9 protein-coding genes are annotated in these 15,115 nt (G+C 48.2%); 5 read left to right on the forward strand and 4 right to left on the reverse strand.

Annotation, left to right across the window (positions count from 1 at the left end):
- The first annotated feature begins 26 nt into the window (after positions 1-26).
- Positions 27-4,415 (forward strand): UvrD-helicase domain-containing protein, encoded by a 4,389-nt coding sequence (locus ACFI32_RS02180; protein WP_462624863.1) that lies wholly within the window; start codon positions 27-29, stop codon positions 4,413-4,415.
- A gap of 29 nt (positions 4,416-4,444) precedes the next feature.
- On the forward strand, positions 4,445-6,658 hold the full coding sequence (recD, locus tag ACFI32_RS02185; RefSeq protein ID WP_462624864.1) for an exodeoxyribonuclease V subunit alpha: 2,214 nt from the start codon (positions 4,445-4,447) through the stop codon (positions 6,656-6,658).
- Positions 6,659-6,752: 94 nt separating this feature from the next.
- Here recD and ACFI32_RS02190 read toward each other — a convergent pair whose 3' ends face one another.
- Both ACFI32_RS02190 and ACFI32_RS02195 read right to left on the reverse strand, forming a co-directional pair.
- The gene (locus ACFI32_RS02190; protein ID WP_462624865.1) at positions 6,753-7,316 is read right to left on the reverse strand and encodes a hypoxanthine-guanine phosphoribosyltransferase; all 564 of its coding nucleotides are present in this window, start codon (positions 7,314-7,316) and stop codon (positions 6,753-6,755) included.
- Between the two features lie 100 nt (positions 7,317-7,416).
- Complete coding sequence (locus ACFI32_RS02195; RefSeq protein WP_462624867.1) at positions 7,417-8,085, reverse strand: hypothetical protein; 669 nt, start codon at positions 8,083-8,085, stop codon at positions 7,417-7,419.
- 577 nt (positions 8,086-8,662) lie between these two features.
- On the opposite strand from ACFI32_RS02195, the gene ACFI32_RS02200 reads away from it, so the two are divergent.
- The 3 genes from ACFI32_RS02200 to ACFI32_RS02210 all read left to right on the forward strand — a co-directional run bounded on the left by ACFI32_RS02200 (position 8,663) and on the right by ACFI32_RS02210 (position 11,949).
- A complete protein-coding gene (locus tag ACFI32_RS02200) occupies positions 8,663-10,333 on the forward strand; it encodes a carbon starvation CstA family protein (RefSeq protein ID WP_462624868.1) in 1,671 nt (556 codons plus the stop codon).
- Positions 10,334-10,618: 285 nt separating this feature from the next.
- Positions 10,619-10,867, forward strand: a complete 249-nt coding sequence (locus ACFI32_RS02205) for a cory-CC-star protein (protein WP_462624993.1) — start codon at positions 10,619-10,621, stop codon at positions 10,865-10,867.
- Positions 10,868-10,929: 62 nt separating this feature from the next.
- A complete protein-coding gene (locus ACFI32_RS02210) occupies positions 10,930-11,949 on the forward strand; it encodes an ArsA family ATPase (RefSeq protein ID WP_462624869.1) in 1,020 nt (339 codons plus the stop codon).
- A 31-nt stretch (positions 11,950-11,980) separates the two neighbouring features.
- On the opposite strand, the gene ACFI32_RS02215 is transcribed toward ACFI32_RS02210, so the two are convergent.
- Both ACFI32_RS02215 and ACFI32_RS02220 read right to left on the reverse strand, forming a co-directional pair.
- Positions 11,981-13,669 carry a DUF3482 domain-containing protein gene (locus ACFI32_RS02215; RefSeq protein ID WP_462624870.1) on the reverse strand — a complete coding sequence of 563 codons (1,689 nt, stop codon included), beginning with the start codon at positions 13,667-13,669 and terminating at the stop codon, positions 11,981-11,983.
- 54 nt (positions 13,670-13,723) lie between these two features.
- Positions 13,724-15,067, reverse strand: a complete 1,344-nt coding sequence (locus ACFI32_RS02220; protein WP_462624871.1) for a DUF2868 domain-containing protein — start codon at positions 15,065-15,067, stop codon at positions 13,724-13,726.
- Positions 15,068-15,115 lie beyond the last annotated feature (48 nt).

Raw genomic sequence — 15,115 nt, forward strand, 5'->3', positions numbered from 1 at the left:
GATATACCCCAAAAAAGTGACACCATATGCCTGTAAATGACCACCAGCCAAACGATCAACAGCCGCCGCAAAAACCGCCAGCCGTGCGCGTCCCCTTGCGTGGCAATTACTTGATTGAGGCCTCAGCAGGGACAGGTAAAACGTGGACGCTCACTGGCATCGTACTGCGACTACTGATCGAGGCCAAGCGTGCGCCTGAGCATATCATTGCCACCACCTTTACCCGCGCTGCTGCCGCTGAAATGCGTGAGCGTATCCATGCGCGGCTGGTAGACTTTCACCAGCTCTTGCAGTGGCTGATCAAGCTACAAGCCAACCGTGCCACGCATGCACTGCTGTATCCGCTGCAAACCCAGCAACAATCCGCCAACTCCGCTGATGACGAACAGACAGTACGCCGCAAGGTCAGCCCTGAGCAGCAGCAAGCAAGACAAGCATGGCTGATCGAGCACGCCACGTTTGCTGGCAATATTGACCTGATCAGTGATCCGATCAATTATCATCTACTCACCTATTTACTTGATCACACTGAGACTTACGCGCTCAGTGAAGCCAACCGCCGCTGCGCTTTGGTATTGACCACTTTGGACAAGCTGTTTGTGGGCACGCTCGATAGCCTGTCACAAAAGTGGCTGTCAGAATATAGCGCCGAGACGGGCCATCAGCAAGGCATGCAAATCAGCGATCACGAGCAGGTAGTGACTGAGAGCATCATTCACGACATGGTGCGCGCCTTTGCAAGTGATATGTATCACCGTCAGCCCGAGCTTTATCACTTGTTGCAGCATACCAAGCGCTTGACCACACCTGCCGACCATGTGGCCGTCGCCCAAAAAGCCATGCAGTTTATCTCAACGCCGATTGAGCTGGTGGAGATTGGTGAACAGATTGATTTGGATGGCTACCGGCAAACGTTAGCGGCGTTTAAAGACTGTGATTTGACTGCCGTTGAACCCTATTTTGGTAAGGACTATCGTAAGTCGCAAGGGTTTCATGCCACCGCAGGGCTTGGTGCCAAAATGGATCGTATTTTTGATATCCAGTCAGCGATTGAAAAAAATAATACCTTGTTCTTTGCTCATCTGCATGATGATGCACAAAAATGGTATGACGCCATTCCTTTGGCCTTTTTATCTAAAGAAGAAGGCGGCAAAGGCTTTAATAAAAACAAAGAAGCCGAGCGGTTGACCTTTATCAATATTGAAGCGATTACGCTGTTAAAAAAACTGCATGACTATACAACGGCAATCGAGCAATATTTAGACGCGCTCATTGAGATTTTAAACCGTAATATCGCGCTAAAGGTACGCCAGCAACTGCCCGCGATATTAGAAACACGCGGTGAGACCACATTTGCGCTACAGATGGTTCGTCTCAATCAAGCGTTATCGGGCGCACAAGGCGCACGGCTGGCGCGTTATATCCGTCACCATTACCCTGTGGCACTGATTGATGAGTCACAAGATATTAATGGCGAGCAAGCGCGGATGATTGAACGTATTTATCTGCACCAAGAGCCGACGCAAGATGTCGAAGAGGTGCGTCGCAGTCGGCAATTTTTATTACTGGTTGGTGATCCCAAACAAGCCATTTATGGCTTTCGCGGCGGCGATGTGGCCAACTATAATGCGATGAAAGCACGCTTTGAGCCGCGCCAGCGCATGAGTTTGGATATCAATCGGCGTTCCAATGCGCGCCTGATTGATGCGCTCAATCATTGGTTTGGCCGCGTTCATGCACCCAAAAATAGCGCATATGACGACAGTCATGATGAACAGGCAGTCATTGACAATAGCGGCTGTGATACGCGCGCCGATCAGTTGGCGCGTTTGGGCAAAAATATCTATTATCAGCATATTACCGCCGACAATGGTGACAGTCGTGTGTCATGGCAGCAGCTAAATGAGCACAGTGACCGACCTTCAGTCGAAGCCGCAACTGTTTTGCCAAACAGCCCTGTGAGCATCCTCCATTTGCCCTATGATAAAGAGGCTAAGTATGATGCTTTTGAGTTGACAGCGCTCCACATCGCAGCGCTGCTGGCAAGTGGTCAATGTATCGATGGCCGTCCCATTCAGCCCAGTGATATTGGCGTGCTTGGACGCGCTAAACGTGAGCTAAAAAGTGTCGAAGACATGCTGGCCAAGCTTGGCGTACCCACGCTTGAAACGGCCGAAACCAATGTATTCGATACCGTTATCGCCGCAGATTTGGTGGCGCTACTGGAGGCCATGCTGCGGCCGCATCGGCGCGACATCATCAACCGAGTATTGACCAGCCACCTTTATCAGTTGAGCCTCGATGAGGTACAAGCACTGATGAACAGTGTCGATGAGCATGCAGATACCGCCACTAATAATGCTGATGACGAACCTGTAGAAACGCAGCAACGCCGTAAGCAGCGCTATCAAGACTTTCAAACCTACCTCAAGACCGCAGCCAGTTATTGGCAGCAAGGCAGTATCTTGTCTGCCATGCACTATTTGCTGCGCCGTAATCCTATGGCGACACAGCCAAATGGTAAAGACACGGATAATAAAGACCCAAGTGTGTGGGTCGGGCTTGCCGACCTTGAAGATGGCGCACGTCACTTGATGGACTTGCGTCATTTATTGGATATTTTGGCACAGCATGGCATGCACATTGGTGAGTATGAGCTGCTGGCATGGTACAAAAAGAATATGAACAGCCGTCAGATACCAGACTGGGCGCAGCAGCAACCACTACCGACCGAATCAGGCGTACAGCTGATGACCATTCATAAGTCCAAAGGCCTAGAGTTTCCTGTGGTTTATGTGGTTGGTATGGACAAAGCCAGTAACGATGCGAGTCGTAGCAAGGGTCATGGCAGTAAGCACAAACTGTATTTGTACGATCATTCAGTTGATAAGGAACACACTGAGCGCCGCCTGTCTGCCAGTAAAGGTAAAGCGTATAGTCAGTCGGTAAAAGGTGATACCGAGGCCAGCTATTATGCCGACTTTGAAACCGCTGAGAGCTATGATGAAATGCGCCGTTTGGCCTATGTGGCCTTTACCCGTGCCAGCGAACAGCTGTATATCGTAGTCACGGATGCCAGTACCAAGACAGACGCAGGACGCAAGCCAATTTTGCAGTGGCTCGATGGCGATGACAAAGTATTTACCTTGCCTGAGCGCCTTCAAGGGCACATTGGTTGGTTACATTATGCGAGCATTGTCCCTGCTGCTGAAACCATCATCGCTGCTCATAAAGACCAAAAAAAGACAGCCAATACCAAGGCAACCGCACAGGCAGCAGACGAAAACGCGGCATCAAGACCTAACGATGAAACGTCGCCACGTATCGATTATCGCGCCGCGTATGCGCAGCTTAAAACCAGTCGTTTTAAAGGCTGGGCCAAAACCAGCTTTACCGCCTTGGCTCGGCAGCTGGGTGAACAAAGCCACGCATTGGCAGTATTTGATGACAGTATCGAAGATGAGTTTGAAATAACAGGCTTGACACCGATTCCGGCTGATTATACTCAAGATGATGCTGCCTATAGCAGTATTACTGCAGATGATATCCGCTTTCGCTTTGTTAAAGGCGCCAATGCGGGGACGTTTTTGCACCAAGTTTTTGAGAAAATCGACTTTATCAACACCAGCAAATGGTCAAACGTGATTGATCAAGGCATTCGCCAGTATCAATTACCCAGCAGCTATACCAGTGCTGAAAACCAACAGCGACTATTGCAAAGTAGCCGTTTTCCTGCGTCTACTGATCAAGCAAACGACCAAGACGACATGGTGTCAATCGCAGCAGAGAGTTTACAGGCAGCGGATCATGACGCACTTTTGGCATGGGTTGCAGATGTATTGGCCGCACCGTTACTGGCATCGGGGCAACCATTACGCGCTATCCCCAAAAAGCAGCGCATCGCTGAGCTGAGTTTTAACATGGGCTTATCAACCGCGTTTACCCCAGAGCATCTTAACGAAGCCTTTCGCGATTGCCTACCTGACGATCCCGATAAGCATATTGAGCTGACCGCGCAATATACTGAACATCTATACCGTTATCTGCGCGGTGAGATTGATTTGGTTTATGAATACGCGGGTAAGTTTTATGTGGTCGATTACAAGAGTAATTATTTGGGCGATGATATCAGTCATTATAATGATACCAATCTAAGCGCCGCGATGAACAAGGCTGGCTATTGGCTGCAGGCAGCCATTTATCAAGTGGCCCTACATCGTTTTTTGCGCCTACGACTGCCAAACTACGTGGGTCATGAAGTGCAATATCTTGGCGCGGTCGAATATGTCTTTTTGCGCGGTATCGACAAGGCAGGGCAGGGCAGCTATGGTCGTATCCAGTGGCAGATACCTTTTACCTTGGTAAGTAGACTTGACGCGATACTTGGCACTCCTGTCGACGGGTCTGACCAATAAACTGAGCAACCAAACGTATAAGGAACATGATGACCATGGATATCGATATTTTGCCAACCACACTTCTTGGTGACGCAGGCTCATCACAAACGACAGCGGATGAGGGTAGCCGTTGGTCGATGACCATCAGTCACTACCTACTAGAGCGTCGCCGCCAAACGCATAGTGCGTACCACGCTCAGCTGAATGTATCGGATGCCCCGTATACAGAACAAAATACAGACGATTGGCTGTTTACCGCATTGTTTTCCATCTTGGTACAGCGACTGGAGGAGGGGCATACTGTTTTAGTGCTGACACAAGCAAACAATGAGCATCAGTATCGTGATGATCATCATGAGCATATAGATGATTATGTCGTAACCACACAATCATGGCAGCAGCAGCTGTTACAGCCACTGCTACAGCCCTTGGTGGCTCAAATTGATGATGCAGGCGCAAATGTCACTTTAGAAGAACTGCTCAATCAAAATAGCCTCTGGAATAGCCTTTTATTGCAATCTGCACTACCTGCGTATCAGCGGCAAGTACTGGACCAGCAATACCATCACAGTGTGCCGTTCTATCGTTATTTACAAAGCATTAGCCAAAATGACAGCCATAAAAATAGCCTAAGCGATTTTGAAATAAAACTGTCCAATCATCCATTAATAAGAGATAAGAGTAGTGGAGATGATTGTCCAATTGTATTCAAGACAAAAACCAAGCATGATGGCAAGGTAGAGCTATCATTATGGTTACACCGCACGTGGCAAGCAGAACATGCCTTGGCGCGTCATATCATGCGTATTAAGTCGCAAACCGTTGAGCCGCTACCCATCACGCTAAATACTCATCTGAATGATGAACAAAAAGACGCCATCCACATGGCAAACCAATCTGCGTTTAGTATCATTACGGGTGGGCCAGGTACCGGAAAGACCTATACTGTTGCGCAGCTGGTCATTGCTTTACAGCAAGCACAAAGTAGCCACATGGTGCAAGACTTGTCTGGTCGCGCCAATCTGGCACTAGCAGCACCAACAGGAAAAGCGGCTCAGCGTATGCAAGAATCGTTGCAACGCGCCATTGAGCAAGCAGGGGTAGCGATTCAGCTACCAGAAGCCAAAACCATTCACCGCTTGCTGGGTATCGGGCAGGGCGGACAGCCTCGCTACCATGCGGACAATCCACTTAGTGAAGACATTGTTATTGTTGATGAGGCCTCGATGCTGGGTGTAGAGTTGGCCAATCATTTGGTCAGTGCCATCAAGCCCAGTGCACGACTTATCTTGCTGGGTGATGCCAATCAATTAGCAGCGGTAGATGCAGGGGCTGTGCTTGCTGATTTGTGCCGTATGCCTGCGTTACAAGATGTTCATCAGCGCTTGGCCCGTAGTCGCCGTTTCAGTGCAGACTCGGGTATTGGCCAGCTGGCAAGTTTAATCAATGAGGATCAAACAAACATGCCCGCCATATGGTCGCTGATTTCAAGAGATTCCAGCCTAAACTTCTACACTTTGGCACTCACTGAGCAAACAGCGACAAACAATCAAGAGGCTTTAATAAAAAATAGCCTAAGTAATTTTAAATTTTTAAAGAAAGTTCAAGACCAGTACTCAAAATATATAAATGGAACAAAAAAAGTATTATCAGAAAAAAGAAAAGCGAAATCCATACCAACTTCAATTCATATTCAACAATTCAACGTCCTCATGACCGTGCTAAATACATTCAAGGTACTAACTGCTGGTCATCATGGTACTTGCGGTGATCACTATGTCAACCGTTATCTTAGTGAAAAGCATAAAGAGCAGTTAAAGCTGCCATTGTCGAAATCTGAGTGGTACCACGGTCGCCCAATCATGGTGCTGCAAAATAATTATGAGTTGGGGCTGTTTAATGGCGATATTGGTATCTGTTTGCAAACAGAACAGGGACGACTGCAAGTGTTTTTTGAAAATAAGACACAAGGTATTGCGGTCAATATGCTAAGCGAGGATATGATCGCCACCGCGTATGCGATGACCATTCACAAATCCCAAGGTTCAGAGTTTGATCATGTGGCGGTCTGCTTTGATGAACAAAATACGCGTTTGCTGAGCCAAGAGCTGATCTATACAGCAGTGACTCGCGCCAAGTCAAAAGTCTCTATTTTTAGTACATCGCGCGCATTTACTTATGCGCTAAAAACACCAACCGTTCGCCAAACAGGGCTGGCATCGCAGTTTGAGGTCTATAATGATATAGATGATCCAATCTAAATCTACCCAGACACAAAATTAGGCTCAATATTAGGCACAAAAAAAGCATCCGTTTTGGATGCTTTTTCTATTTATGAACAATACAAGATAGAAATTATACTTTGTCTTCTTTGATTGCATAGATACCCGGTAGGTGACGCAAGTAACCGTGAAAATCCATGCCACAACCATATACATAGCGATCAGAGACATTGATACCGACAAAATCCACATCAAAGCCTTCAACTTTACGGTCGTGTTGCTTATTGAGTAATACGCAAGACTCAAGCGACAACGGATTTTCTTTGCTGAGTTCTTCAACAACGGCTTTTAAGGTAATGCCTTCGTCAAAAATATCATCAATCAATAATACGTGCTCACCTTCGATTTTAACGTCTGGTTTGAATTTCCAGTCCAGCTCGCTGGTGCCTTCATTGTCACGATAGCGTGATGCATGGATATAATGCATGCGGTGATAGAAGGTAAGATGCGTAAGCAGTTGACCTGCTGGGATCAATCCGCCATTCATCACGACCATTACGATCGGGTTTAGACCAGCATAATGCAGGTTAAGCTGAGCTGCGAGACGCTCATAAGCGGCGGCAACTTCGATGCTGCTAATAAGGCATTCTGAGTTACGCAGAGTCTTTTCGATTTCTTGATTGCTGATTTGAGTCATGGGTTGCGCCTTTGGTAAAAAGTGCCGCTTATTTTAGCAAGTTTTGCGCTATATTCCCAATAACTGCGGGGTTTTTGGCAAAATTAATGCGCTATTTAAGTCAATCTTCCAGCTTGACAAAATATGGGCGATAAAAGTTTGCTAAACGGTTGAGACCATCATCAGGCAGTTGTGGCAACAGTCGATTGAGCGCGATGCTGGTTCCTTTATCGATGGCAGCTTTGGCAACGGGTATGGATTTGCGTTTGATCATGCCAAGTTTAAGCGTCTCAGTAAAACGAGTGATAAAGTGCGTCAGCGCCACTTCATTCATGGTTTCAAGTGCATGTTTGAATTTGTCCTTGTCAACGGACTGCGGCATAACCGCGTCAAACCCTTCTGTGATGATACGTGTTTCATTGTCTGAGAGCTGAAAACCAACACGACGTATACCGTCGTTGTCTACAAACATGGTTTGCTCTCTTAAAAAGTCAAAGCTGGGCATGATGTCTTCGTTACTGTCTTTACCCAGTAGGACATTGAGCATCGATTCGGTAGAACGTTCAATCGTCCCAACGATTTTGCGCATGGCTGCTTTGCGCTCAGGATTGGGGATCACATCAACCAGACTAACCAGTAAGTTGTCGTTCAGCTCACGCGCCACTTGCTGAGTTAATGCATTGCGATGCGGGTAATAGGGGATATCTACATTTGAGGCAATCAGTTTTTCTGCTTCATCGATCATATTTTTTAGCGTCGGTGAAGGGACAAATCCAAAATAGTGCGCCATGCTACAGCCTTTATCAGTATTGGTAATTTAATAAAAAAATAGACAGCTATAATAAACTATTGTTTATAAAAGACAAAATAATAAGATACATTATATTTAGTAGTTTGGGTTATGTGTCTGATATCAATAGACAAATCATTTTGACTCATGATCATACGTTACATTTTAGGTCAAATCAGATACACTAAAATGAGAATAGTGATACATCAGCTCTCGATTATCACGATTTTTATGATGAATTATCAGCTACTGATTAAGGTCACCAAAAAAATGGCTATCACGTCTATGTTTTGGCGTGAGGTCTGACATGTTGAGTACATATCCGATTGATAAAATATTGACTACTAATGTTGAGGTTGATGTCTGATCACTATTCTAACTCAGCAGCAGTTGCTGCATGCTCAGCACTCATATGCGCATAACGAAGATGACAAGGCGCAATAAAAAACAGGGAAGAAAACAAGTAGGGTGAAGAAAACAAGTAGGGTTTTACTACTGTCTTGCCAGCGTTTGTGCGAACCATACAAAGTAAGAGAAGACGAGTGCGATAATCTCGGCTTATCTGAGGAGAGATAAGATGAACAGTGCCATTGTATTGTTACTTGGCGTCGCCGCAATGCTCTGCGGCTACCTTTTTTATTCAAAATTTATTGCGACCAAAATTTTAGCATTAGATAACAGTCGTCCCACGCCAGCCCATACGATGAAAGACGGCGTGGATTATGTCCCAACCAATAAATATGTATTGTGGGGACACCATTTTACCTCAGTTGCTGGGGCAGCGCCAATCATTGGCCCTGCTATTGCAGTCATTTGGGGCTGGGTACCTGCGGTATTATGGGTGGTTTTTGGTACGATCTTTATGGCCGGCGTCCATGATATGTCGGCGGTTTGGGCAAGTATGCGCAATCGTGGTCAATCAATTGGCTCGATTGCGGGTAATGTGATGGGCACGCGGGTGCGCAGCTTGATGATGGTCGTTATTTTCCTGCTGCTACTCATGGTCAACGCGGTATTCGGCGTGGCGATTGCCAATATGATGATTAAGACGCCGTCAGCGGTACTGCCCGTTTGGGGCGCGCTGGTGGTGGCCTTTATTATTGGTCAGTGTATTTACCGTTACCAGATGAGCCTACCTTTGGTGTCCATTATTGGGGTTGTGGCGCTTTATACGCTTATTTATCTGGGCCCTATGTTCCCGATTGCACTGCCTGAGACCGTTTTCGGTCTTCCTGACAATGCGGTATGGATTATTATTTTGTTTTCCTATGCGGCGGTTGCGTCATTGCTACCTGTATGGATGCTGCTCCAGCCTCGCGATTATATCAACGGCTTGCAGTTGTTTGTCGGTCTGATTTTGTTATATACCGCCATCTTTATTTCAACGCCTGATATTGTGGCCCCTGCGGTAAATATGGATTTGCCTGCAGGCACACCGCCGATCATGCCGCTACTGTTCGTGACCATTGCTTGTGGTGCGATTTCAGGTTTTCACGGACTGGTGGCAACAGGGACAACATCAAAGCAAATCGATAAAGAAGAAGATGCGCGCTTTGTCGGTTACTTTGGTGCGCTTGGTGAGGGCCTATTGGCACTCGGTGCAATTTTAGCGGCTACCGCAGGTTTTGCAAGTTTAGGCGATTGGCAAGCGGTCTATCAAAAATTCGGTGATGGCTCTATCGGTGCCTTTATCGATGGTGGTGCAACTATTCTTAATGCAGGCGTGGGTATCGATATGGTGTTGTCACAAACCATGCTGACGGTCATGGCGGCATTGTTTGCAGGCACGACGATGGATACGGGCGTGCGTTTGCAGCGTTATATTTTCCAAGAGTTTGGGGAGTTTTATAATCTGCCTATTCTGAGTAAAGGCGTGGTTGCTACCTTGCTTGCTGTGGGTACGTGTTTGCTATTGGCCTTTGGTGCTGGTGGCATCGATGGGTCAGGCGGGATGATTATCTGGCCACTATTTGGTACGACCAACCAATTGATGGCGGCATTGACCTTGATGGTTGTGACAGTGATCTTATTACGTAAAGGTAAAGCTGTTTGGTATACCTTGGCACCGTTATCGTTCTTGTTGGTGATGACCGTGTTTGCACTGCTGCTACAGCTCAAAAATTTCTATGTCGATGGTAACTGGCTGCTCATCATTATGGATATCATTATTTTGATTGCCACAATTTTGGTCACCTTTGAGAGCTTGTCGGTACTGCGCCGCGAATGGTCGGAGCATAAAGGCAAATAATCAGACTGATCTAATAAACTGACAATAAAAAAACGCTGGCAACTGCTGGCGTTTTTTTTATGTTTAGCCTATCGCTCTCGTCAGAGCGGTATCATTTGATAATAGGGGCGTGCTATATTTTGGTAAGCAAAAAACGATATAAGCTAAGCACAGATAATCTATAAAATGTGCAAGAGGGGCGATATGAATCCGCAGCCAACCGAAGATGACCACAATAAAAGCCTGCCAGCAACACCAAGCTACAAAAATGGCCGAAGCGAACACAGCGCCGAGCATAACGCATCCTTGTGGCGACGTTTTTTGGCGGGACTCAACGAGTTTTATCATGCCCCGTATCGGCAAACCATGGCACGAGCCGCACGCGATGAAGAGGATTTTTTTATGCTGCTGATGTTTGCTGAGAGTCTGGGTATTGATAATCCAGCCAGTTTTTATACCTTAGAGCTGCAGCCTTTATTTTTGGAAAATTTTCATGAATGGCACACGCGGATGGGCATGGATAAATGCCCCTTCGATCATGTGGGCTGCTGTTAGCTGGACTGAGAAAACATCAAAAAATACTGACTGATATACCCAATTATATTGAGACCGAGATTATGGCATTACAGCCTTTAGAGAAGCTGGTCACCCAGCTATCTGCAACACCCATTATCTTTGTAGGTGGTAAGGGCGGGGTGGGTAAAACCACAACCGCCGCCGCACTTGCCAGCCGCTTTGCACAGAGGCATAAAAAAACGCTGATTATTTCAACCGATCCTGCACACAGTTTGGGTGATGTATTGGATACCCGTTTGCATAATGAAAAGACGGTCATCACCCCGTATCTTGATGCCATTGAGCTGAACCCTGATGTGATCGTCGATCAGCATTTTGCGCAAGTCGAGCGCACCATCAAAGGCTATGCCAATCCTGATATGATGCCCAAAATCCGTGAGCATTTGCGCCTGTCAAAGTCTGCTCCAGGGGCGCAAGAGGCAGCCATGCTGGAGTCAATGTGTCGGCATTTGGTCGAGGCGGCGGGGGCAGGTTATGAGCATATTGTCTTTGATACCGCGCCAACTGGGCATACGTTGCGTCTGCTCGTGCTGCCTGAAATGATGGGGGCATGGACTGATGGACTGCTCGCGCAGCAGCGACGCCAAGCCAAACTACGCTCAGTCAGCAATCATTTGCAGACCAATAATAAAGCACTGGACAAAACCGCACTGAACAATCCGTTTACCGAGCACAAACCTGACCGATGGGAGCAAGCGGTATCGGTATTAGAAAAACGCAAAAATTTGTTTCGTCAAGCAGGAACGCTACTACACGACCGTGAGCAAACTTCGATCATTTTGGTGATGACTGCGGATGTGTTGCCACTGGCTGAAACCAAGCGTGCCATAACTCAGCTGGAAGATACCCAGTTGACCCCAGCGGCGATAGTCGTCAATCAGCTGATTACTCCTGTGCAGCAAGACGACTTTTGGCGCACACGGGCCGAGCGGCAACAAAATCTCATGCATGATATCGAGCGCAGCTTTGATAGCTATCCTGTTTATCCCATATATTTACAGCAAACTGACGTGCGCGGCACTGATGCGCTGAGCGCGCTGTTATCGACACCTCCTATCTAAGAGACAGAGTAAAAGACAGAAGCTAAGCGTCTCAAGCCTGAGCTTCTCGTTCCAGTTTGCGCGATAGCGACCATGCGGCATCTATCCGCAAACTTTGTGCTTGTTCTGACTTGCCACTGGTAAAAGATGACCACTGCGGTTTTCCGCGTGCTTTTTTAAGCTCGCTTGGTAGCTTGTGAGCAGGCCACGGGGTCAGTACTGTTGATTCTGAGTTGTCGTTGGTTTCATCATGATGATCGGCATCATTAGATGTATTGTTGCTATACCGCATTTGCGTGACATCGGTGGCGGCGTGACCACGGTGGCGTAGGGCAGCAAGTAAGTCGATAGCACGCGTTGCCAGTAAGGTTACGGTGGCAGGATCGATATACAGACGCTTGACCCCTGATATTTTGTCCGCGATGCTGCCTGTGTTTGACAACAACCCGCCAGCGATACCGCCAAGCGCCGTACCAAGACCCATGGTGGTACCAAGCGCCGCCGCATCAATACCCAAACCCAATAACGCGCCCGCCGCCGCCCCTGAGGTGGTACGGATGCCATAGCTTTTGAGCAGCTCCGGATCGAACGGGTCTTGCTGATAGGCTTTGAGCTCAAGCGGGGTGGCAGCGACATCGTTATCATAAAACTGATATAAATTGAGCAGGTGTTGCTGCATACTGCGCTCACTTTGCCGCACCGCTTCTTGCATTTGTGTCAGCACTGGCAGGGGGTCATCATCATCGTTAATCTCGCGTACAAAGGCGGCGACATTTAACAAAAAGTCAGCGATGATGATATTGGCCTCATCATAAAGCTGGTGCCAATCTGTGCGGCGGCTGTGCATCAACTGCTCGAGCATTTCAGCATGGGTGAGCATGGTGGCAAGGTTTTGCCACAAGCGCATCTCATCTTCAAACTCAAAGGCCACCGAGTCAAAGCGGGTAGAGATATGTAGATTGCGCCGTGCCAGCATGGTCTGCCAGTCGTCGATATTGGCCGATTGGCTGTCGGTAAAGTTAAAGACGGGCATCACAGGGATCGCCGCCCAAGACAATATCGCCAGCTCATCTTTATACTTACCCAGTACCGGCTCGCGTGCATCAACCACATAAATGGCCATATCACTGGCCAGCAGCTGACGAATCACTTTGGCTTCTTGGCTGTAGTCGGCGCTATAGTGGGCATCGTCAAGCGCTGAGGCGCTCGCAATATCGGCCGCCAAGAACTGCTGCAAACGCTCGATACCATCGCGGCGGCTGGCGGTGTTGTCCTCAAGCCAATCCATCAAACCTGATGCGTCTTCAAGCCCTGGAGTGTCATAGAGCGCCACCAATACCTCACCCGTTTGGCTATCAACGAGCTGGGCGCGCTCGACATGACGCGTGGTGGCAGCTTCGTTTCTGATTTCCCCAAAATACACATCGCGCAATAAGGTACGCAGAATTGAGGTTTTACCCGTATTGGTGTGACCAACGACAGCCAGTTTTAACGGCTCGCCACTGGCAATGGTGGTTTTGCCACGCGGTGCCGTGTGATGGTCTGTATGGTTGCCTGTTTGGTGATTTGATTGCAGATTGGCGTTATTGGTAGGCATGGCAGAAGGGTCTGCTGGTTTGGTTAGGTTGGTTGTCGGCGCGTCAGATGTATCAGATATACCATAGGCTTTGTCCGCAAATGGGCTGTTTTGGTGCGGGGCTTGGGCAGTGTCAGTATCGCGGTTATGATTATCAGTGGTCATAGTCGTGTCTTATCTAGGTGATGGCAATTATAGAAACAGCAAAACAGTATCAAGCTATTGGTTGTTGGTCAGGCCAATATTGCGCGCTGCCAGTGCGGTCTGCCATTGCTGCAAACGCACATTGGGCGTATCGGTAACGGGCGGTATGTCTAACAGTTGCACGATCAAGCCGTGTTTGGCATGGGTGACGATGCGGTCAAGTTTGCGCAGCGTGCCGCGATCGGGTAACGCCTGAGCATGAACCCCCAATAGCACTTGCACAGGATGGCTATCTAGATAGTCGCTAAGGCGCGCCATATCATCACGATCATCGACGATACCAAAATCTTCAACCTCACTTGCATCAGCCTCTCCCAAACCTGCCTGCCACCAGTGCTGCTCATCAGTCGGATACTCAAGCAGCGCCACCAGTTTTTTGGCTCGGCTGACCGTTGCTTTTGGCGCTACGGGTGCCACCGTTTCAGTAAAGTCATCAACATCGACAACCTGACGCTGCCAAAACTGCAGTGTTTTTTGATAATAAGGTTGTTTGATATCCAACCGCATTTTTTTGCGGCGAAACATCAGCGCACAAAAGGCCCATGCCAGCGCACGCGGGACAATACCATACATCAGCAAGCTGCCAACCAATAGGCTTGCCCACTGACGCGCGACCGATAAAGGCAGAGCCTCGGTCACCAAGCGACTTTGTACAATGGCCTCATTGTCTGGTACGGTAAAGCCCACCATGCTCGGTAACCAACCGAGTACCTGTGTGAGACCCATCAAGGCCGAGTCCGATAGCAGGGTCGACTCCCAGCTAAAGCTGTATTGGCGCACGATCAATAAAAAGATGATCGCACACAGCATGCCAGTTAATGTCGCGAGCCACAATTGGTGGCTAAATCTGCCCAAATACCAGCGCATACCACTGTGTTCAAGTTGGCGTTCATATAGCGCCACAGCCGCTTGCGTCACATCATCTTTACCACGGATCAGATGGCTGGGGCTGACAATGGTGGCAAACCAGCTGGGTGAGGCTTGCGAGCGCGGTATCAGGCTCATCACCAGCCAGCCAACCAGCATCACGGTATGAAAACCAAGCAAACATACCAGTACATAAAAGAAGTTGACCACATTGGCCTGCAATAGCGTAAACAGCCCTAAGAACCCCGACACACACCAGACCACACTCATCATTACCATGATGCCTTTGATACGCGTGTCTATCTTGCCAAGCACGCGCGCAAGCGCCCCATTACTATCAATACGGGAGGCGCGGCGGTGCAGCTTTTGTATCGGTGTGCCATCCTCGTGTTGCAGTTTTTCGGTAATGAGTAGCGGATCTGTGGCGAAGACATGATCCTGATCTTCAAGCGTGCGCACAAGCTCCGTGAGTTGGTCTTGGGGTGATAACATGGTAATCGGGGCGTCCGTATTGATAAAAGTAGAATGGTAAAGTCAAAG

Source organism: Psychrobacter sp. PSi21 (assembly GCF_054960615.1).